This is a genomic window from Eoetvoesiella sp., from assembly GCF_035555955.1.
Taxonomy (GTDB): domain Bacteria; phylum Pseudomonadota; class Gammaproteobacteria; order Burkholderiales; family Burkholderiaceae_B; genus Eoetvoesia.
The window spans coordinates 61,258-82,010 of sequence record NZ_DATMGA010000012.1 but is presented as its reverse complement, the minus strand read 5'-3'; the positions used below and the strand labels follow the sequence as shown (position 1 = coordinate 82,010).

Here is a 20,753-nt window from a genome sequence, read left to right as displayed (position 1 = left end):
GGAGGCGAAGGGGCCGGTCATGGGAACGATGAGCCCGATCTTGAAGGGCTCGGCCGCCGAGGCGGGCGCGGCAACCAGGCTGGTCGCGGCGGTTGCCAGGCATGCTGCCGCAAGGGCCGTCTTGATGATGCGTTTCATTGTGTCTCCTTGGAGTCGATACACTGATTACTCAAATACCCTATTACAGTAAACCAGAAAACTATTTATTACCGAATTCTCATTTTTCGGTAATTATAAAATTTCTAGTGAAAAAGTAAAGGGGACGATACAGTGTGCACTGAAGATGCCTTTGTGACAAGACTTTGCGGTTGGGGAAAATGCTAGGACAATGGGGAATAATCAGCTTGAGGAAGGCACAGGTGTGATGCAGCTTCGGCATGGCTAATGGGGGGTGGATGCGCAGGAAGACAAAATGGGTTCATGCGGCGGTTCTTGCCGCGGGTTTTCTTGGCGCAAGCAGTACGGTGGTTGCCCGCCCGACGGTCGTATCCAGCCTGGCCGCCGCTCACGCCCAGCCCCCAGCCGCAATTGCAGTATCCAGGCAGGTCTCTGCCTCCAAGATTGCCGATGCCGATCTGAATCCCGAAGCCGGCAGCGGCTATACCGCGAAGCAGGTGGTTCACGCCCGGCATTTCATGATGGCCACCGCCAATCCCCATGCCACCGAGGCGGGCTACGAAGTGCTTCGCCATGGCGGCAGCGCCCTGGATGCCGCCATTGCCGCGCAGATGGTGCTGACTCTCGTAGAGCCGCAGTCGTCGGGCATAGGCGGCGGCGCATTCATTGTCTACTACGACAAGGCGCACAAGAAACTGACGACCTACGACGGCCGCGAAACGGCGCCGGCCGCCGCCACGCCCGATCGTTTCATGGCAAATGGCAAGCCTCTGCCGTTCTGGACGTCGGTCAATAGCGGGTTGTCGGTAGGGGTTCCCGGCGTGTTGCGGGCCCTGGAGCTGGCCCATCGCCAGTATGGCAAGCTGCCATGGGCCGACTTGTTCAAACCCGCAATCCGGTTGGCCGACGAGGGTTTTCGCGTGTCTCCTCGGCTGCATGCCATGCTGGTAAAAAGCTCCGAACTGTCCAGGCAGAAGGCGGCGGCCGCGTACTTTCTGGATGCCGACGGCAAACCATGGCCAGTCGGCCATTTGCTCAAGAACCCCGCCCTGGCCGAGGTGCTGCGCCGGGTGGCGCAGCGTGGCGCCGATGCATTCTACACTGGGGATATTGCCCGCGACATCGTCGCCGCGGTGCGAGGTCACGCGATACCGGGCGACATGACCCTGGCCGATCTCGCCCATTACCGCGCCCGGCAACGCGAACCTTTGTGCGGTGATTATCGTGCATACCGGATTTGCGGCATGGCGCCCCCCAGTTCGGGAACACTGGGGGTTCTGGAGCTTTTGGGGGTGCTGGAATACGTGCCGATGAATAAGCTCAAGCCCGAGGGGCTCGAGGCTGTGCATTACTTTTCGGAGGCGGGCCGCCTGGCTTACGCGGATCGCGACTACTATGCGGCCGACCCGGATTTCATCAAGATGCCGACCCAGGCATTGATCAGTCCCGCCTATTTGAAATCCAGGTTTTCATTGATCAGTCCCGATCACAGCATGGGCGTGGCCAAGCCGGGCGACCCGGTGGGCAAGCTTGCCGAGCTGGGCCGCGACAATGCGCCGGAGATTCCTTCCACCAGCCAGATCGTGGCGGTGGATGTGTCGGGCGATGTCGTGTCCATGACGACCACCATCGAGTCCGCCTTTGGCAGCAAACTGTTTGTCAGGGGCTTCATGCTGAACAACCAGCTTACGGATTTTTCCCGCGACCCCGTCGATGCCAGCGGCAAGCCGGTTGCCAACCGGGTTCAGCCCAACAAGCGCCCACGCAGCACCATGGCGCCGATCATCGTATTTCACAATCAAGAGCCATATATGGCGCTGGGTTCACCCGGCGGAAGCGCCATCATCAATTACGTCGCCAAAACGCTGGTGGGCGTTCTGGACTGGAAGCTGGACGTGCAGCAGGCAATATCCCTGCCCAATTTCGGCAGCCGCAACAGGCAGACCGAGCTTGAAAAGGGAACCGCTCTGGTTGGCCTGGTTCAGCCCCTGGAGGCCATGGGGCATAAAGTCCGGGTGCAGGAGTTTCCCAGCGGGGTGCAGGCCATCGTCATTGATTCGTCCGGCCTGACCGGTGGCGCCGATCCCCGGCGCGAAGGCGTGGCCAAGGGCGATTAGGGCCGCCCGGTTCCATCCCGGCTTGCCGTTATCGCGTGCCTTTCACCCTTTACCCTATCGCAGAGTTGATTTGATATGAATTACAACTGGAACTGGTCGATTTTCTGGGAGGTCGGGCCCGACGGCGTCCATACTTATTGGGCGACGCTGATGCAGGGCTTGTACTGGACCCTTGGCGTTTCCGTGCTGGCATGGTGCCTGGCCTTGCTGGTGGGCCTGGCCGTGGGCGTGTCGAGCACCAGTTCGATCGGCTGGCTCGAGAAGCTGTGCGCCGGCTATGTTGAGTTGTTCCGCAACGTGCCGCTGCTGGTGCAGATGTTCTTATGGTATTTCGTCGTTCCCGAAGTGCTGCCCTTTGGGTGGGGTGCGGCGATCAAGGCCATGGATCCAACGTGGTGCGCGTTCTGGACGGCGGTGATATGCCTGGGCTTGTTTACGTCGTCGCGGATCGCGGTGCAGGTCCGCGCCGGCATTCATTCGCTGCCGGCGGGCCAGCCCATGGCGGGCACGGCGCTTGGCCTGACGCGGGCCCAGGTGTACCGCTATGTGCTGCTGCCCCAGACCGCGCGCGTCATCATGCCGCCGCTCACTTCCGAAGCCCTGAACCTGATCAAGAACTCGTCCATTGCCTTCACCATAGGCCTGATGGAAATTACGGGCGCTGCGCGATCCATGCAGGAATTCACGTTCCAGATATTCGAGTCGTTCGCCGCCGCCACGGTCTTGTACCTGGTCGTCAACGCGGTGGTGGTCGTGTTGATGCGCTGCGTTGAAAAACGGCTGCGCGTTCCGGGTTTCATGGGTTCGGCGCGCTAGGGGGCACATTATGCATGGATTCGATTTTGAAATAATTTTTCGCACCGCGCCGTACTTGTTCAAGGTGGGGCTGCTGTTTACCGTGAAGCTTACGGTGTTGTCCACGATAGGGGCGGTGATACTCGGCACGCTGCTGGCCATGATGCGCCTGTCGTCCCGCAAGGCGCTTTCGGCGGTGGCGGGCGGCTATGTGAACCTGCTGCGGGCCTTGCCGCTTATCCTGATCATCTTCTGGTTCTATTTTCTGGTGCCTTACATCGTGGGTTGGCTGACCCAGGCGGGGCGGCCCATTGCCGTGGGCGGGTTTACTTCCGCACTGATTACCTTCACCTTGTTCGAGGCCGCCTATTTCTGCGAAATCATGCGCGCCGGCATCCAGTCGATCCCGCAAGGGCAGTTGGGGGCCGGGTACGCCCTGGGCCTGAACTATCGCCAGGTCATGCGCTACATCGTTCTGCCGCAGGCCTTCCGCAAGATGACGCCGATCCTTCTGACGCAGATGATCGTCGTGTTCCAGGACACCTCGCTGGTCTATGTGCTGTCGCTGACCGACTTCCTGGGGGCGGCCAACAACGTCGCGCAGCGCGATGGGCGCCTGGTGGAGATGTTCGTCTTCGCGGCGCTGGTCTATTTTCTTATTTCCTATGCCGCGTCCCGCTCCGTCAAGGTGCTGGAGCGCCGCATGGCAATTGTCCGTTAATGCAAAGAGGTAGTGTGTGATTGAATTCAAGAATGTGAGCAAGTGGTACGGTTCGTTCCAGGTGCTGAAGGATTGTTCGACTTCCATTGCTACCGGCGAAGTGGTGGTGGTGTGCGGCCCCTCGGGCTCGGGCAAGTCCACCCTGATCAAGACCGCCAATGCGCTCGAGCCTTTCCAGAAGGGCGAGATCTGGATCGACGGCGTTTCGGTCGGCGCGCCCAAGACCAATCTGCCGAAACTGCGTTCCCGCATCGGCATGGTGTTCCAGCATTTCGAGCTTTTCCCCCATTTGTCGGTCATGCGCAATCTGGAGCTGGCGCAGGTCAAGGTGCTGGGCCGCAGCCAGGCCGAAGCTGCCAAGCGCGGGCGCGACCTGCTGGAGCGTGTGGGCCTTGCCGCGCACATGGATAAATTCCCCGGCCAGCTTTCGGGCGGCCAGCAGCAGCGTGTAGCCATTGCCCGGGCGCTGGCCATGGACCCCATCGCCATGCTGTTCGACGAGCCCACGTCGGCCCTGGACCCGGAAATGGTGAACGAGGTGCTGGACGTCATGGTCGACCTGGCCCGCGAGGGGATGACCATGATGGTGGTGACCCACGAAATGGGATTCGCCCGGAAAGTGGCGGATCGCGTCATCTTCATGGATCAGGGCGCCATCGTCGAAGATTGTTCCAAGGATGAATTCTTCGAACACACCGAGCAGCGTTCCGAGCGGGCCCGGCAGTTCCTCTCCAAGATACTGACGCACTGAGTTACTTTTAAAATTTAGTCCACTGAACGCGAAAGTCGATAAAATGGGTCTGGATGATCTCTTGTAACAGCGACATCCAGGTTGCGGCCGGATATGAATCCGGCCTTTCTTTCCCCTAAAAATAAGTGCCAGGCCCGGCGCAGTCAGAGGCGCACAAAGAGGCCACAAAGGAGACAAAGCCCCATGAACGCAGCAAGCAGTTCCACGTCCGTTTCCGAATCGAACGCCCCGGAGTGGGTCAAGCACGAGGGCATCAAAGCCTGGGTGGCTGAAGTGGCGGCGCTGACGCAGCCGGATCGCATCGAATGGTGCGACGGCTCCCAGGAAGAATACGACCGTTTATGCGAACAAATGGTGCAGGCGGGCACTTTGCGCAGGCTTAACCCCGCCAAGCGGCCCAACTCGTATCTGGCCTGGTCGTCGCCCAGCGACGTGGCGCGCGTGGAAGACCGCACCTTCATCTGCTCCGAAAAAGAAGAAGACGCCGGCCCCACGAACAACTGGGTGGCGCCCGCCGAAATGCGGCAGACCCTGAACGGCCTGTTCAAGGGCTGCATGCGCGGGCGCACCATGTATGTCATTCCCTTTTCCATGGGGCCGCTGGGCTCGCCCATTGCCCACATCGGCGTCGAGCTTTCCGATTCGCCCTATGTCGTGGCCAATATGCGCATCATGACCCGCATGGGCCGCAAGGTCTACGACGTGCTGGGCGCCGACGGCCCCTTCGTGCCCTGCGTGCACTCTGTAGGCAAGCCGCTGCAGCCGGGCGAGGCTGATGTGGCCTGGCCCTGCAACGAAACCAAATACATTGTTCATTACCCTGAAACCCGCGAGATCTGGTCCTTCGGGTCGGGCTATGGCGGCAATGCGCTGCTGGGCAAAAAATGCTTTGCCTTGCGCATTGCCTCGAACATGGGGCATGACCAGGGCTGGATGGCCGAGCACATGCTGGTTCTGGGCGTTACCTCGCCCGCCGGCAAAAAGATGCACGTGGCGGCGGCTTTCCCGTCGGCCTGCGGCAAAACCAATTTCGCCATGCTCATTCCCCCCGCCTCGCTGCCGGGCTGGAAAGTCACCACCATTGGCGACGACATCGCCTGGATCAAGCCGGGCGCCGATGGCCGGCTGTATGCCATCAACCCCGAGGCCGGGTACTTTGGCGTGGCGCCGGGCACCAACGAAAAAACCAATTACAACTGCATGGCTTCGCTGCGCGAAAACGTGCTGTTCACCAATGTCGCCCTGACCGACGATGGCGACGTCTGGTGGGAGGGCATGGGCCCGGCCCCCGCACACTGCCTGGACTGGCATGGCAATGACTGGACGCCCGATTCCGGGCGCAAGGCGGCCCATCCCAACGCCCGCTTTACGGTGTCGGCGCAGCAGAACCCGGTGATCGACCCCGAATGGGATAACCCTGCGGGCGTGGCGATCGATGCCTTCATCTTCGGCGGGCGCCGTTCCGACACCGTGCCGCTGGTAACCGAAGCCCGCAACTGGGTCGAAGGGGTCTATATGGCCGCCACCCTGGGTTCCGAAACCACGGCCGCGGCCGCGGGCGCCCAAGGTGTCGTGCGCCGCGATCCCTTCGCCATGCTGCCGTTCTGCGGCTACAACATGAGCTCTTATTTCGAGCACTGGCTGAAGCTGGGGCAAAAACTGCAGGGCCAGGGCGCCACGCTGCCGCGCATTTTCTGCGTCAACTGGTTCCAGACCGACGATCAGGGCAAGTTCATCTGGCCGGGCTTCGGCGAGAACATGCGCATTCTCAAATGGATGCTCGAGCGCATCGAAGGCAAGGCCAAGGGCGACGAAAACCTGTTCGGCATCACGCCGCGCTACCAGGACATCACCTGGGAAGGGCTGGATTTCGGCTCGGACATGTTCAAGCGCATTACCACCATCGACCCCGATGCGTGGCGCAAAGAACTCGGCCTGCACGCCGAGCTGTTCGACAAGCTCAAGCATCGCTTGCCGTCCGAGCTGCAGGGTCTGCAGGTCCGGTTCAGCACGCGCCTTAGCGCCTGACCCGCAAGGGGCCGCAGCGCATGCGGCCCCGGCTGTTGCGCGGCGCGTTCCGGTCGCGGGCATGCCATTGAGCTGGGTGGCCGGGCGTACTTGGTACTGGTTGGCGGGTTTGTTCCCGCCGGCATATTGAAGAAGGTGAACCATGAAAATCCGGTCTTTGTTCTTGTCTATGCTGGGCGGGGTTTGCGGGCTGTTTATCCTGCTGGCCGTGGCGCTGCCGGCGCATGCCGCCTTGCCGGTCGGCAGCCAGGCGCCAAGCTTTTCCGTGCAGGCATCGCTAGGGGGCAATGAATTCAATTTCGTGCTGGACGAGGCCCTGAAAAAAGGGCCGGTGGTGCTGTATTTCTACCCCGCGGCCTTTACCAAGGGCTGCACGATCGAAGCCCATGATTTTGCCGAGGCCGTCGACGAATACAAGCAGTACGGCGCCACGGTACTGGGCGTTTCCGCCGACAAGATCGACAAGCTCAAGAAGTTCTCGGTCAGCGAATGCCGCAGCAAATTCGCGGTGGGCGCCGACCCCCAGTCGACCATCATCCGCGCCTACGACGCCAAGATGGCGTTCATGCCCAATATGGCCAGCCGTATTTCCTACGTGATCACGCCCGATCGCAAAATCTATTACGAATACAGCAGTTCCAGTCCCGACGACCATGTCAAGAACACCATGGCGGCCGTCAAGAAATGGGCTGCGGAACATCCGCGCCGCTAGTCGTTGCGGGCCGGACTCACATTGGATGGCGGGCCGGGAAGAATTCCCCGGGCGTCGCGCCGAACTGCTCGCGGAATGCCGCAATGAAGGCCGAGAGGCTTTCGTAGCCGCAGGCCAGCGCCGCATCGGTGACGCGTTCGCCGCGCTCGAGCATGGGCAATGCGGTCAGGAGCCGCAGGCGCTGGCGCCACAGCCGGAACGTCAGGCCGGTTTGCAGCACGAACAGCCTGCTTAGCGTGCGTTCGGAAACATCCAGCCGGTCGGCCCATTGCTGCAGGCTTGTGCGCGAGTCCGGGTTGGCCTGCTGTGCGTTGCACAGCGTGCGCAGGCGCGGGTCGGCCGGAAGCGGCAGCATGGACCCTGTTTCGGGGGCGTTTGCCAGCTCGTCCAGCAGCACCTGCACCAGGTGGCCATGCGGGCCGGATTCCTCGTATTGGACCGGCAGGCTGCCGAAACGGCGTATCAGCTCGCGCAGCAGCGGGTTGACGCCCAGGACCCTGCAGCCGGAGTTCTGCTTTGCGCCGGCGGCCGCGACGTCGATATACAGGCTGTTGATTTGCGTATCGCCAAGGCGGCGCACCTGATGCTCGATGCCCGCCGGGATCCAGATGGCGCTTTGCGGCGGAGCCACGAACAGGCCCGACGAGGTGCGCACCTGGATGACCCCCTGGGCCGTGTACGAAAGCTGCACCCAGGGGTGTTTGTGGCGATAGCCCAGCGGCTTGTTGGGCAGGCCTTCGGAGTGGCCGTAGACAGGCCTTGGCAAGGTCTTCAGCTCGCGCAAGGAAAGGGCCGGCGCGATAATATTGTCTGGTTGGCGATAGTTCATGGCTGTATATCGTTAGACGGAAAACCCATGGCACGTTAACGTGATTGCCTGTTCCACGCAAGCCCTTCAAGACATGTCCAATATCCGCCTGCTGTTCGATAAATTCACGCTTACCCTGATCGTGGTCATCGCGATAGCCACGCTGTTGCCCGCGCACGGGAGCGGGGCCGTGCTGTTCGAGTGGCTGACCACCCTGGCCATCGCCCTGCTGTTTTTCATGCACGGCGCCAAGCTCTCGCGCAACGCCATCATCGCGGGTGCCATGCACTGGCGCCTGCATGCCCTGGTGTTTGCCTGCACCTTCATCATGTTTCCGATTCTGGGATGGGTGCTGCGGCCCGTGCTGCTGCCTTTGCTGGGCGGGCCCTTGTACATGGGGGTGCTGTATCTTTGCGCCTTGCCCGGCACGGTCCAGTCGGCCATCGCCTTTACCTCCATTGCGCGCGGCAATATTCCGGCGGCGGTGTGCAGCGCGTCCGCCTCCAGCCTGATCGGCATTGTGGTCACCCCCTTGCTGGTGAGCTGGCTGATCGGGGGGGGCGGCCAGTCGGGGTCGACGCTGCATGCCATCGTGCACATCAGCGTCGAATTGCTGCTGCCGTTCGTGGCCGGTCATCTCATGCGCCCCTGGATCGGCGCTTGGGTGCATCGCAACAAGACCTGGCTGAAAATGGTCGACCAGGGTTCCATTTTGCTGGTGGTCTACACCGCGTTCAGCGCTTCGGTCATTGGCGGGTTGTGGAAAACGGTGCCGCCCATGGCCTTGTTGGTGCTGGTGCTGGTATGTTGCGTGCTGCTGGCCCTGGCGCTGGCGGCCACCACCCAGCTGGCCCGCCGCCTGGGCTTCAACAAGGAAGACGAAATCACCATCGTGTTCTGCGGCTCGAAGAAAAGCCTGGCGACCGGCGTTCCCATGGCCCAGGTGCTGTTCGCTTCCAGCATGGTGGGGCCGATGCTGCTGCCGCTCATGGTGTTTCACCAGATTCAGCTCATGGTGTGCGCCGTGCTGGCGCAAAAATACCAGCAGCGAGCGCCCTCCGGCGAGGACGCTTTGCAGGAACCTGCTTGATGGGGCGTTAAAGGCCCTGGACGTCCAGCGTGCCGGCTTCGGGCTCGGCGGCGGCCGGTGCGGCTGCGCCAGGCTGGTCTTGGGGTTCGGCGGCCGTGTCCTGGGAGGCTTGGGGCGTGGGCTGTTTGGCCGCCTTGCGCGATTTCGCGGCATTGGCGCGCTGGCGCGACGCCAGCTTTTTGGCGAACTGGGCTTCGGCCGCGGTAACCGTGCCGGACGGCTCGCCCGACAGGTCCAGGCGCGGGGCGTCCTGGATCATGCAGGCCCAATAGCGGCTGCCCTGGCACCAGGTCTTGACGGCCTCGGTGATTTCCTCGGGGGTCAGCTTAAGGGTCTCGGCCTGCAGGTGCAATTCCTTGTGGATGCCTAGTTTCAGCGGCACCTTGGGCGCCGGCTTTTTGGGAAAAGCCTTGGGAAACAGGCGCTGCAGGCGCGAGATCGTGATCACGACGGGATCGACCGGTTCGGCGTTTTTCTGGCTGTTCCTGGGGGCGGCCGGCCGTTGCGAAACCCGTTCTTTACGGTTGCCCCGCTTTGCCTGCCTTTCCTGCTCGGCCTTGGCGGTCAGCTCGCGTTTCAGTGCGGCCAGTTGTTCGAATCCCATCGCGTCGTAATTCCATAAGTTGACTGTGGTGCGATTGTAGCAATCCGGCGGCGTTTGGTTGCGCCGGGCCGGTGTGGAAGGAAACGAGCTGTTACCCCGCCAGTCAGCCCGGCAGCGCCGCGGCGCCGTGGCCGTGTTCCATGAGCTTGGCAAAGAGCTCTTGCTGTGTTCTGACGCCCAGCTTGGCAAAGCCGCGATTGCGGTAAGTGATGGCCGAGGCGGTTTTTATTCCCATGGCCTGGGCGGCGGCGGGCACGGTGAGGCCACGGGCTATGGATAGCACGAGGTCGTACTCGCGCTTGCTGAGCTTGTTGTCCAGCCCGGCTTGCAGGCGATCGAGTCCGCTGGCGCTTAGGGCGGGCGCCTGCGGCATGGTGCGAAAACGCTGGACGGCGGCCTCGCCCAGGCAATTGGCCAGAAGTTCCAGGTAGCGCAGGTCGGAATGGGACAGCGCTTGCGCGCGGGCCGTGCGGTAAAGGCCGATGAACAGATTGTTGTTGTTTCCGAGCTGGCGGAATATGCCGAACCGCTGCAGAGTGCCCACGCTGTCGTAGCAGGCGTTGCGGTAGGCGGGGTCGACGATGTCCTGCGCGTTCTGGTGCAGCAGAATGGTGGAGCCCGCCTGTGGCGCCTGGGTGTTGCTGCGCAGAACCTCCTGCAGGGCGATGTCGCGCTGGTAGTGCTGCCTGATGTAGGCGCTGGAAGCCGATGGCGGCGTGGGGGATGGCCGGGATTCGGCATGCCCCAGCAGCAATGGCTGGCCTCTGGCGGGCAACAGGAACATGGCGCAATTCAGCATGTCCACCTCGGCGCGAACCAGGTCCAGGATGGCCCGGGGCAATCGCGCCCGGTCTTCGTCCGTGATGGCCGACAGCAATTGGGAAAGCCCCGATTGCGAGATCGGGAATTTGCTGCCGGGTGGTGGGTTGCCTTTCCATATCCGCATTTGCAGACTCCGTGTTCTGGCGTTTTGTCCACAGTTCAGGGGACATACAGTGGACGGCCGTATTTTTATTATGGTGCATGGTCGCCGTTGCGGCGCGCTGCCGCGCCGTGTCATCGGTAATTTTAATGTAAATGGCTCCACATGGGCTTGCCGTGGCGAATTGCGCCGGCGCCGATGCGGACTTTCATTCGTCGAGGAAGTTGTATGCCTGGTTCGCCGTCTTTCGCTTTTCCACCGAAGCTTGCCTTGTACTACAGCCCGAAGGCCTGTTCGCTGGCCTCGCATATCGCCCTGGAGGAGTCGGGCCTGGCGTACGAGGCGGTATCGGTCAACATCCGCAACCAGGAAAACCGGCGGGAGGAGTATTTGCGGCTCAACCCCGGCGGAACGGTGCCCACCCTGGGCATCGATGACCAGCCGCTTACCGAGTCCCAGGCCATTCTTACCTACATTGCCGACCTGGTTCCCGAACGCCAGCTGCTGCCGCGTCCCGGCACGCTGGCGCGGGCGCGGGCTCACGAGTGGATGAATCTGATTTCGAGCAGTCTGCATGTGTCGTACCGCTCGGTGTTCCGGCCCCAGACCTATGGCGGGGACGAGCCGGCGGCGATGGAGCAGGTGCGGCGGCAGGGCCGCAAGAACCTGGCCAAGTACCTGGCGCTGATCGAATCGCGCCTGGACCCGGCCAGCGCGTATGCCTTGGGCGAGACGTTTACCGTGGTGGATGCCTACCTGTTCGTCTTCTATCTGTGGAGCTACGACGATCGCCTGCAGTGCGATCTGCCCGAGCGTCCCCGCTACCGGGCGCTGGCCGAGCGTGTGGCGGCGCGCTCCGCCGTACGCAAGGTGGTGGCCAGGGAGCGCTGCGTGCGGGCCTACGACCTGCCCGACCATATCCCGCTGGACGACGCCCAGGGCCGGAATGCATCAGTTGCCGGGGCGGGTTCCCGATGACTTTGTACGCGGTGCAGAAACTTATCTACGAGGTCAATCGCAGCCCCGAGGCCCTGGAAGCGTTCAAGACCGGGCCCGATGCCTTCATGCAGGCCTATGAACTCAGCACGGAAGAGCGCGGCGCGCTAAGCAAGCCGGATATCGGACTGCTGTACGTGCTGGGGGTCAATGGCCAGTTGCTGATGCATTTTGCCGCGGCCTGCGGGTATGAGTGGAATGATTACCTGGATGCCATGCGCGCCGGCCTGGCGTCCTACGGCGAGGTGCGCGAAGGCATCTACGCGATCAAGAAGGAAAAACCATGAGTATTGTATTTTGCGGCGTGTGCAGCCACGGTCCGGGCATTACGGCGCGCACCGAGCGCGCCGAGCCCGCGGCGCGGGAGCGCCTCATGCAAAGCTACGCGCGCATGCGCCAGGCATTGCGCGATGCGCGTCCGGATGTATTGGTGGTGATCGCGGCCGAGCATTTCGCCAATTTCTTCATGGACAATATGCCCGCATTCGCGGTGGGCATGGCGGATCACTACGATGGCCCCATCGAAGACCCCGAGTGGCTGCGCATTCCCCGTACCCGGGTTCCAGGCAGCCGGGATATTTCCCTGCGCCTGATCCAGGGCATGATGCAAAGCGTGGATCTCAGCTATTGCGAGGAATGGAAATTCGACCACGGCATCATGGTGCCGCTGCATCATTTGACGCCCGACTACGATCTGCCGGTCATTCCCATGAACATCAATTGCCAGAACCCGCCGCTGGCGCCGCTGCACCGCGTTTACGCCCTGGGGCAGGCCATACGCCACGCCGCCGAGAGCATGAGCGAGCGGATCGCGGTCATCGGCACCGGCGGGATCTCCCATTGGCCATGCACGCCGGACACGGGGCTGATCAACGAAGAGTGGGATAGAGAGTTCCTGCGCCGCTGGGCCGCCAACGACCGCGACGCCTTGCTCGACTACACCGACGACGCCACCTACCTCGATGGCGGGCAGGGGGGCTACGAAATCCGCACCTATATCGCCGCCGCGGGGGCGGCCGGCGGCGCCCCCGGCGAAGTCTGGTGCTACGAGCCCATTCCCCAATTCGCCTGCGGATGCACGGTGGGTGTCATGCAGCTTTAGTGGCTGGTTTCCGGGGGGAGCAAGCCACTGTCGTCGAGACGGCCTGAGGCTGGATAGGCGGCGAGCCGTCTCGACCACACACCGCCGCGTCAGATTCCGAAGTATGTCGAGCATTGACGCTCCCGGAGCGTGAGGCCGGCCTTGTTGTGCTACCGTGGCATTTCTTTTGCCCTTTTTCATGAGCGTGGACGGCTGCCGCCGGCCATGCTTGCAGGGCCGCTTTGCCATTCAATGCCATGTCTTCTCATTCCGTAGCCGTCATAGGCGGCGGCCCCGCCGGGCTGATGGCGGCCGAAACGCTGGCCCAGGCTGGCGTGGCCGTCGACCTTTACGACGCCATGCCCTCGGTGGGCCGCAAGTTCCTGCTGGCCGGGCGCGGCGGCCTCAACCTTACCCATAGCGAGCCGGCGCGCGTGTTCCGGTCGCGTTTCGGCGGGCGCGAGCCGCAGGTTGAGCCCTGGCTGGATGGCTTCGATGCGCAGGCCGCGCGCGAATGGGCACACGGCCTGGGCGTGCAAACCTTTGTGGGCTCGTCGGGCCGGGTGTTTCCCAAGGAAATGAAGGCTGCGCCTTTGCTCAGGGCGTGGCTGCGCCGCCTGCGCGCCGGCGGGGTGCGTGTGCACACGCGGCATGTCTGGCGCGGCTGGGACGACGATGGCGCTTTGCGGCTGGATACGCCTTCGGGCCCGCTGCGAGTGCGCGCGGACGCGGTGGTGCTGGCGCTGGGCGGCGGCAGTTGGCCCAGGCTGGGTTCCGACGGGGCCTGGCAAAGCGTGCTGGCGCAACGCGGCGTCGAGATGGCGCCGCTGTTGCCGGCCAATTGCGGCTTCCTGGCCGGCTGGACGCCTTATTTCTCACAGAAGTTCGCCGGACGGCCATTGAAGGCGATTGCCATGGCTCCCGCGGGAGAGCCCGCCATGCGGCGCGGCGAACTCATGGTGACGGCCGACGGCCTGGAAGGCGGGCTGATGTATGCCTGGTCGGCCAGCGTGCGCGACACGATCCTGGCGCGGGGCGAGGCGGTCGTGCATATCGACTTGCTGCCCGCCTACGAGCCGGCGCGGGTGCGCGCCGAAACCGGCCGTCCGCGCGGCGCCCGTTCCTGGTCCAGCCATCTGGGCAGCCGCCTGGGCCTGCACGGCGCCAAGATGGGCCTGCTGCGCGAATGCCTGCCCAAAGAAGCGTTTGACGATCCGGCGATCCTGGCGGTGGGCATCAAGCGGCTGCCGGTAAGGCTGAGCGGCATGCAGCCTTTGGCCGAGGCCATCAGCAGCGCCGGCGGCGTGCGGTTCGAGGGACTGGACCAGGGCCTGATGCTGCGGCCGGTTCCCGGCGTGTTCTGCGCCGGCGAGATGCTGGATTGGGAAGCGCCAACCGGCGGCTATTTGCTGACCGCTTGCCTTGCCAGCGGCCAGGCGGCGGGGCGCGGCGTATTGCGCTGGCTTGGCCGATAGCTGGAAAAAGCTTTCCCGCCGGCAGTCCCGAGAGCTTCGGGTTGCAGGCGCAACCCCCATGGTATAGAGGCCCCGGTTTGAGGACCGGAGCCTCTGCGACGCAATGCGGGGGCGCCTTCGGCGCCGTATCGACCTTGTCGCGCCTGGCCTTAGCCTGAGGCCGCAGGCTGGCGCTTTGGCGGGCGGTCAAAGCATGGACTTCGCCGAGGAAAGCACCGTGTTGCAGATTTGTTCGGTGGCCGCCGCTTTCAGCCCGCTGCCGCCCAGGTTCACCTGCTTGCCGTCGTCGCCGTGCAGAATTCCCTTTATGCCGTCGGTGTAGCTGCTGCTGGTGGTCGAGGGCTTGTCGGTGGTTTTGTTCATCAGCGAGTCCTGAACCGATTGCGCGCTGTTGCCGCTAAGGTATTTGTTTTTGAGGCAGTACTCCAGCACGCCCGCAATATTGCTGATATTGCTTGAACCGGCGCCCGATCCGGACAGCAAGCCTCCGGCCCCGCCGCCAAGAAGACCGCCGGCGCTACTGGCGCCGCTTTTGAGCAGGTCGCCGCCAAGTTGGGCCTGGGCGGCGCAGAATGGAAGGACGATTGCCAGCAGTCCGCCGAGAACTGCCGCGCGATGAGTATGGTTCATGTGGAACTCCTTTGGCCGATGGAACGATGCTGCGGCTTTCAACTGTAAGCCCTTTTCGGGGCGCGCGTTATTGGCTGTTTGTTGCAGCAGTCATAGTGTGCTTGCCTGCTTCGCGAGTTGATCAAGCGGATATTAGGATACAGGATGCCGATGCCGCCCATGCCGAGGCTGTTATCTGCTGTACTAGTATTTTCAATTGTCTTGTACAGGTATGAGAAACGCCTAGAATAAAAAATCGTTCATTACAGGAAGGCGATCATGCGCAACCAGACACAAGTCGTTTCAGAACAATACAACCCGGTGGCCGGCGCCTACCTGACCAGCGCCGTGCATGCCCAGGGCCAGGATCTGCAGGATCTGGCCGCCTTGGCCCAGGCGCATCCCGGCGCCCGGGTGCTGGATCTTGGCTGCGGCGCCGGGCATGTCAGCTTCGCCGTGGCGCCGTTCGTCGATAGCGTCGTGCCTTACGACCTCTCGCGTGAAATGGTGGCGCTGGTTCAGCGCACGGCGGCCGAGCGCGGCCTGAACAATATCCGCGCCGAATGCGGGGTGGCCGAGGCCCTGCCGTTCGAGCCGGCTTCCTTCGACATCGTTCTTACCCGCTTCAGCGCCCACCATTGGGTCTGTATCCAGACCGTGGCCGAGCAGATCATGCGGGTTCTGAAGCCTGGCGGAAAGCTGGTGGTCATCGATGTCGTGACACCGCAGAACGCCTTGTTGACGACGTATATGCAGTCCATCGAGCTGCTGCGCGACACCTCGCATGTCCGCAATCGGTCCGTATCCGATTGGGAGGCGGTGCTCAAGCGGGAAGGCTTCCAGGCCCTGGCATCCAGGCAATGGAAGCTGCCGCTCAATTTCGCGAACTGGGTCGAAAGAATGCAAACGCCCGCCGAGCGTGTTGCCGCCATTGTGTCGCTTTTGCAGGCCGCGCCGGCAGAGGTGCTGGAGTATTTCGAGGTGCAGGCAGACAACTCGTTCGTCGTCGATACGGCATGGGTGGAAGCCGTCAAACCCGCGTGAATGGCGGCTTCGGCAAAGGCGGTGGATCCGCAGCGCCTCAGTGGGCGGATCCGCGCGTCAATGCCATTCGAACACCGCCCTGGCTGAGCCTTTTGCGTGGACGTCGACGTTGCGGGTCTGGGTTTTGTTTTGGTAGGTGGCGGAAACCCGGTACTTGCCCGCCGGCAGCCGAACCAGAAAATAAGGGCCGTTTGCGTCGGCGTTCAGAACGTTGTCGTTCTTGGCGTTGCGTATGACGACGGAGACGTCGGAAACATAAGCCGCCTTGCCGTCCAGCCTTTGGGCGAACGTCAATGCCAGGGGATACCTGGGCATGGCTTGCTTGAAGGCGGTGGATTCGTCGATGCCGATGCCGCCGGTCACGTATTCGATACTTCCAGAGTGCTGCGCCGGCGGCAACTGGGCGAAGGCGCCGCCGCCGAGAAGCGCGCCCGCGCAAAGGGCGGCGCCAACAAGCGATTTACGGATTTTTTGCGCAAGCTTCGGTGTGGCAGAACGATGTTCGGTGTTTGCGGGGAACATGATGACCATTCTCCTTGAGTGAGCTGATCAGGCTCTTATTTTATACTCGCTCCCTTGGTTTTTGCGTTGCCTTTTTTCAGCAGTTCGCCGCATCCGTTGCCCTCGTTCGTGCCCAGGTTGAGCAAAGGCACGAGCGCGGCCAGCGGCGCGGCCACGACTCCCAGCGCCACCGCCGCGCCGGCTCTGGCGGCTATGGGGCCCGCATGGACTCCCACATCCGGCTTCTTGAACGTGCCCCGCACGTACAAGGGCGTGCGCAGCGTGAATATGCGCAGCGTCTTGTTTTCGGGCTTGATGTCCAGGTCGAGCTTTTCCGAGGCCAGGTTGATGGTGCCCGTGATGTCGACGGTGGCGTCTTCGGTGTCCAGCTTGAACACGCGCGTCTGCATGAGGCCGTTCTTGACGCCGAAGTCGCTGACCATGCAGTTGAGCTTGACCTGCTCATCGCCGAACAGCTTGACCAGCACGATGTTGGCCAGGTTCAGGCCGGCTGTTTCCATCAGCAGGTGGCTGATGGTGCCTTTGCCGATGACGGCGCTAAGTTGGCCGCTCGAAGTGCCCAGCAATTGCGCGAACGATTTGCCGTGGCCGCTCAGCGTCGCGTCGCCGTGCAGTTCCCCCAGGCTGGCTTGCATGCTTTCGGCCCCCGGCAGCAGCTTGCGCAGCTTCAGATGGCGGGCGGAAACGTTCAACTTGGCCTGGATGTCGCTGCCCTTTCCGTCCAGCATGATGGTGGAAGCCAGCGTGCCGCCCGCCACGCCGAAGTCCAGCGGCGTAAGCGTCAGGACCTTGTCGTCCAGCTTGACGTCGGCCTTGACGTTCTCCAGCGGCAGTTGCTCGCTTTGCACGATTTTGTCGCCGGAAAACCGGATGTCCGCGTCCATTCTGTCCCAGCTTGCCGTGTTGATGGGACTGGCGGGCAGGGCCTTGTCAGGGGGCTGCTTGTCGTTGCTCTTGCCCAGGCCGATAAGCGGTCCGAGGTCTTTCAGGCGCAGCAGCTTGGAGTGCAGCGTTCCCTTGAGCAGGGGGCGCGGCTTGCGCATCAGGTATTCCACGCTGCCCTCCAGGTCGCTGGCGCCCACCCGGCCCTTGAAGTTCTCGTAATGCCATTGTGATTGCCCGCGGTCGAGCAGGCCGGTCAGCCGGCCTTGCGTGGCATAGGCGGGCGTGTCCGGCAAGGCCAGGCCGGACAGGGGGTTGAGGTCGGCCATCGAGGCGCCCTTGAGCTTCAGGGTGAGGTCGAGGGCCGCCAGATTGGTGGGGCGTGTGATCGAACCTTCGATGTCGATGGTGGTCGCGCCCACCTTTACGGTGGCCTGGATGGGATAAGGCCTGCCCTGGCCGTTTTCCTGCAAGGACAAAATGCTGCCGGCCTGGCCCCGGCCGCTGATCTCGGCCTTGTTGTAGATGCCCGAAGCTTTCCAGCCGATGCCGTAGCCCTGCTCCGTGGTTTCGTCCAGCGTGTTCAGGTTGACTTTGGCGTCCAGCTTCGCACCTGGATTCTTGAACCGGATGTCCACGTTGTGCAGGACAAGGCGCTGCAGGTCGAGGTTCCAGGCCGGGGGAGGGCTGTTTTCGGCTGGTTTTTCGGTGAGCGACCAATTGTTGGCGCCGCTTTCTTCGCGTTCCAGCACGATGTCGGCGTCTTGCAGTTCCAGGCTGGGTATTTGCACGGTGCGGGTGAGCAGCGCGGCAAGGTTCAGCGTAACCGCCAGTTTCCCCACCTTGCCCATGTCCGGGGACGAGGTGCTCCACGCGGGATTGCCGATGTGTATGTCGCGGGCCGTGATTTGCGGCCAGGGCAGCCACCCCGCTTTGCCGACGGGTTCGGCTTGCGGGGACAGCCATTGCACGGAAAGATCGCCGTCGAGGGAAACCGGCCTGTGGGTGAGTTCGCTGATCTGGCGGCCCAGCCAGGGCCTGGCCATGTTCCAGTCCATGAGCGCCAGCGCCGCTACGCATGCGGCCACTATCAGGATCAATCCCAGGACGATTCCGACTATGGCTTTTGCGTAGCGTGGCATATTGGCTTTCCCTTGTAGCGGCGGTGCATGCCTGGCCGAACAGCATGCCTGCTTGTCTAAAGCCTACAAGTTTGGCGCGGCGCCCGCAAGGCGGCCGCAGCGGCTACGGTAAGCAAACTTTACCGGTCGGCCGGGCCCGCCGGTCGTGCAAAACCGCCAGGGCGGTCCGGTCAGGCATGGACGCGGAGCGCGCTTTCGACAGCCGCGCCGATTGCCAGGATGCGCCGGTCTTGTCCCGCCGCGCCGCAGACCATCATTCCGGCCGGGGCGGCATCCGGTTCATGCATGGGCACCGACAATGCACAGCCGTCGATCATGTTGACGATGCTGGCGTTGCGCAGCGCCAGCATATTGATGCGGCTGTAGTCGCTGTCGTTGGCCAGATCCGCAATGCGCGGGGGAATGATGGCGACGGCGGGCATCAGCATGGCGTCGTAGAGGGCGATGCGCGCCCGCGAGGTTTCGACGAGCGCCGCCCGCGCGGCCAGGGTGTCCAGATAATCGGCTGCCGTTTGCAAGGCGCCCCGTTCGATGCGGATTCGAACGCGCGGGTCGTAGCTGGCGCCTTGTGCCTCAAGATGATGCCGGTGCCAGGCATAGCTTTCGGCGGCGGAAAAGCCGCCTTTTGCGTTCATGGAGGCAATGTCGCCGAATTCGGGGAAGGGCAGTTCCTGGATATGCGCGCCTTGCGCTGCAAGCCGGCCCAGGCTTTGCTCGAAAGCCCGGGCCACCTGCGGGTCCAGCGCATCCAGGGCCACCGTGGTGGGCACGACGAATCGCAGCCCCTTCACTGGCGGAATGGCGGGCGTTTCGGGCGGCTCGCCGGCCAGAATGGCATCCATGATGGCGCAGCAATGGGCGCTGCGGGCAATCGGACCCACGGAGTCCAGGGTGGTGGACAGCGGTATTGCGCCACTGCGCGGAACGCGGCTGGCGGTGGGCTTGAACCCCGCCAGCCCCAGGAAGGCCGCGGGAATCCGGCAGGAGCCTCCCGTGTCGGTTCCCAGGGCGCCATAGGCCATGCTGCGCGCCACCGAGATGCCGGCGCCCGAGGACGAGCCGCCCGGCACCCGGGCCGCCTGTGCGTCCCAGGGGTTGAGCGGCGTGCCGTAGTGCGGGTTGATGCCCAGGCCGGAGTAGGCGAACTCGGTCATATTGGTTCGGCCGACGACGACGAAGCCGGCCCGGCGCAGCCGCGCCACGGCGGGAGCGTCCGTGGCTGCCGGTTTGTTGTTCGCCAGAATGGTCGATCCCGCCGTGGTGACTTGCCCGGCGATATCGAACAAATCCTTGATGGAAACGGGGATGCCGGCATACGGCGAGGGCGCCGCGCCGGCTTGCCGCAGCGCGTCCATGGCGCTTGCGGCAGCCAGGGCGTTTTGCGCATCGACCAGGGTGAAGGCGTTTCCGCCGTTTCCCTTGTCGTCGTGAATCCGGGCCAGGCAGGCTTCGGTCAGGGCGCGGCTGCTGCTGCGGCCGGCCGCAAGATCACCCGCCAGGCTGGCCAGCGTGGGTTCGAAGTGTGTCATGGCTTCGTGATTCCTTATTGGGCGTTGACAGGCCGGGCCCCGCGTCGCGGTATGCGGATCCGGTGCGTACTTGCGCTGGTTCGTCGTTGACCTGCCGTCAAACAGGCAGCGGGACTATGTTATAGCCCAGACGGATGACGCGCGCGAGTACAGGGTCTTCCAGCTCGGCCTCGAACCTGGCCGAGGGGCGGATGGCGCCGATGGCGGTCAGGGTTCCCCCGAACATGGCGGTGTGCGGCGCCAGCGCGTCCGAGCCCGTGTAGCCGTGGATCAGTTCCGTGGCCGCAAGCAGCGCGTCCACCTTGCCTTCCTGGTACAGGACGCGCCGGCCGTTTTCCTGGATGAAGCTCCGCAGGATCAGGCTGTCCCAGTGATCCGCCACGTCGTCGAAAGGCCAGACGGTGCCGGCGACGGGCTTGTCGCACATCTGCTTGGAGACGGACACATCGTAGGCCTCTACCTTGCGGTCGGTGTGATCGGAGCCCAGCCCCACGTGCAGCCGGCCGTCGGCGCCTGCGAACAGCACGGTTTCCGCCTCACCGCTGGATGCCGCGCCCCAGCACTGGATGTTGCCGTGGGTCGTGAGCCGGGAAGCGGCCACCCGGTAGAACAAGGGCGTGCTGGCGGGCCGGGCGATGCCCAGGGCCTCCAGCTCGACGATATGCTCTTCCACGGCGGCCTTGTCGCGGCCTGCCCAGCCGGCGATGACCAGGTCGTCGACGGCAAAATCCTGCGGCGCCGCGCCGCGGCGGCTTTCGATGTTCAGCTTTAGAATCATTTTCACTGTTCCGATGTTGAAGAGGGCGGC

20 protein-coding genes are annotated in these 20,753 nt (G+C 63.3%); 12 read left to right on the top strand and 8 right to left on the bottom strand.

The features are described 5' to 3' along the window. Window positions 1-464: 464 nt before the first annotated feature. From ggt to VNT00_RS03045, 6 genes are all read left to right on the top strand, one after another. Window positions 465-2,234 carry a gamma-glutamyltransferase gene (ggt, locus tag VNT00_RS03070; RefSeq protein ID WP_414650873.1) on the top strand — a complete coding sequence of 590 codons (1,770 nt, stop codon included), beginning with the start codon at window positions 465-467 and terminating at the stop codon, window positions 2,232-2,234. 75 nt (window positions 2,235-2,309) lie between these two features. After that, entirely contained in the window at window positions 2,310-3,050 is a 741-nt protein-coding gene (locus tag VNT00_RS03065; protein WP_325584394.1) for an amino acid ABC transporter permease, read from the top strand. 10 nt (window positions 3,051-3,060) lie between these two features. Beyond that, complete coding sequence (locus VNT00_RS03060) at window positions 3,061-3,750, top strand: amino acid ABC transporter permease (protein WP_325584392.1); 690 nt, start codon at window positions 3,061-3,063, stop codon at window positions 3,748-3,750. A gap of 16 nt (window positions 3,751-3,766) precedes the next feature. Then, window positions 3,767-4,501: an amino acid ABC transporter ATP-binding protein gene (locus tag VNT00_RS03055; RefSeq protein ID WP_325584390.1), complete on the top strand. Its 735-nt coding sequence runs from the start codon at window positions 3,767-3,769 to the stop codon at window positions 4,499-4,501. A gap of 183 nt (window positions 4,502-4,684) precedes the next feature. Then, window positions 4,685-6,529, top strand: coding sequence for a phosphoenolpyruvate carboxykinase (GTP) (locus VNT00_RS03050; RefSeq protein WP_325584388.1), 1,845 nt, complete (start codon window positions 4,685-4,687; stop codon window positions 6,527-6,529). Window positions 6,530-6,698: 169 nt separating this feature from the next. Next, entirely contained in the window at window positions 6,699-7,241 is a 543-nt protein-coding gene (locus VNT00_RS03045) for a peroxiredoxin (protein WP_325584400.1), read from the top strand. Between the two features lie 16 nt (window positions 7,242-7,257). On the opposite strand, the gene VNT00_RS03040 is transcribed toward VNT00_RS03045, so the two are convergent. Beyond that, window positions 7,258-8,070 carry a helix-turn-helix transcriptional regulator gene (locus VNT00_RS03040; protein ID WP_325584386.1) on the bottom strand — a complete coding sequence of 271 codons (813 nt, stop codon included), beginning with the start codon at window positions 8,068-8,070 and terminating at the stop codon, window positions 7,258-7,260. Between the two features lie 73 nt (window positions 8,071-8,143). Between VNT00_RS03040 and VNT00_RS03035 the strand changes: the two genes are divergently transcribed. Then, on the top strand, window positions 8,144-9,139 hold the full coding sequence (locus VNT00_RS03035; RefSeq protein WP_325584384.1) for a bile acid:sodium symporter family protein: 996 nt from the start codon (window positions 8,144-8,146) through the stop codon (window positions 9,137-9,139). A gap of 7 nt (window positions 9,140-9,146) precedes the next feature. Here VNT00_RS03035 and VNT00_RS03030 read toward each other — a convergent pair whose 3' ends face one another. Next, entirely contained in the window at window positions 9,147-9,743 is a 597-nt protein-coding gene (locus tag VNT00_RS03030) for a ProQ/FinO family protein (RefSeq protein ID WP_325584382.1), read from the bottom strand. 103 nt (window positions 9,744-9,846) lie between these two features. Beyond that, entirely contained in the window at window positions 9,847-10,689 is an 843-nt protein-coding gene (locus VNT00_RS03025; protein WP_325584381.1) for a helix-turn-helix transcriptional regulator, read from the bottom strand. A 246-nt stretch (window positions 10,690-10,935) separates the two neighbouring features. Here VNT00_RS03025 and VNT00_RS03020 point away from each other — a divergent pair, with 246 nt between their 5' ends. From VNT00_RS03020 to VNT00_RS03005, 4 genes are all read left to right on the top strand, one after another. Then, a complete protein-coding gene (locus VNT00_RS03020) occupies window positions 10,936-11,643 on the top strand; it encodes a glutathione S-transferase N-terminal domain-containing protein (RefSeq protein ID WP_325584379.1) in 708 nt (235 codons plus the stop codon). After that, entirely contained in the window at window positions 11,640-11,948 is a 309-nt protein-coding gene (locus VNT00_RS03015) for an aromatic ring-opening dioxygenase subunit LigA (RefSeq protein ID WP_325584377.1), read from the top strand. The genes VNT00_RS03020 and VNT00_RS03015 overlap by 4 nt, the downstream gene beginning before the upstream one ends. Then, entirely contained in the window at window positions 11,945-12,763 is an 819-nt protein-coding gene (locus VNT00_RS03010) for a DODA-type extradiol aromatic ring-opening family dioxygenase (RefSeq protein WP_325584375.1), read from the top strand. The genes VNT00_RS03015 and VNT00_RS03010 overlap by 4 nt, the downstream gene beginning before the upstream one ends. 236 nt (window positions 12,764-12,999) lie before the next feature. Beyond that, entirely contained in the window at window positions 13,000-14,217 is a 1,218-nt protein-coding gene (locus tag VNT00_RS03005; RefSeq protein WP_325584373.1) for a TIGR03862 family flavoprotein, read from the top strand. A 186-nt stretch (window positions 14,218-14,403) separates the two neighbouring features. On the opposite strand, the gene VNT00_RS03000 is transcribed toward VNT00_RS03005, so the two are convergent. Next, window positions 14,404-14,847: a DUF2501 domain-containing protein gene (locus VNT00_RS03000; protein WP_325584371.1), complete on the bottom strand. Its 444-nt coding sequence runs from the start codon at window positions 14,845-14,847 to the stop codon at window positions 14,404-14,406. 258 nt (window positions 14,848-15,105) lie between these two features. Here VNT00_RS03000 and VNT00_RS02995 point away from each other — a divergent pair, with 258 nt between their 5' ends. After that, window positions 15,106-15,870: a class I SAM-dependent methyltransferase gene (locus VNT00_RS02995; protein WP_325584369.1), complete on the top strand. Its 765-nt coding sequence runs from the start codon at window positions 15,106-15,108 to the stop codon at window positions 15,868-15,870. Between the two features lie 57 nt (window positions 15,871-15,927). Here the strand turns inward: VNT00_RS02995 and VNT00_RS02990 are convergent, their stop codons facing one another. The 4 genes from VNT00_RS02990 to VNT00_RS02975 form a co-directional block, all read right to left on the bottom strand. After that, window positions 15,928-16,392 (bottom strand): carboxypeptidase-like regulatory domain-containing protein, encoded by a 465-nt coding sequence (locus VNT00_RS02990; RefSeq protein ID WP_325584367.1) that lies wholly within the window; start codon window positions 16,390-16,392, stop codon window positions 15,928-15,930. Between the two features lie 35 nt (window positions 16,393-16,427). Then, a complete protein-coding gene (locus VNT00_RS02985) occupies window positions 16,428-18,416 on the bottom strand; it encodes an AsmA family protein (RefSeq protein ID WP_325584365.1) in 1,989 nt (662 codons plus the stop codon). 170 nt (window positions 18,417-18,586) lie between these two features. Further along, window positions 18,587-19,945: an amidase gene (locus VNT00_RS02980; protein WP_325584363.1), complete on the bottom strand. Its 1,359-nt coding sequence runs from the start codon at window positions 19,943-19,945 to the stop codon at window positions 18,587-18,589. Between the two features lie 97 nt (window positions 19,946-20,042). Further along, the gene (locus tag VNT00_RS02975; RefSeq protein WP_325584361.1) at window positions 20,043-20,723 is read right to left on the bottom strand and encodes a DUF2848 domain-containing protein; all 681 of its coding nucleotides are present in this window, start codon (window positions 20,721-20,723) and stop codon (window positions 20,043-20,045) included. Window positions 20,724-20,753: the final 30 nt, after the last annotated feature.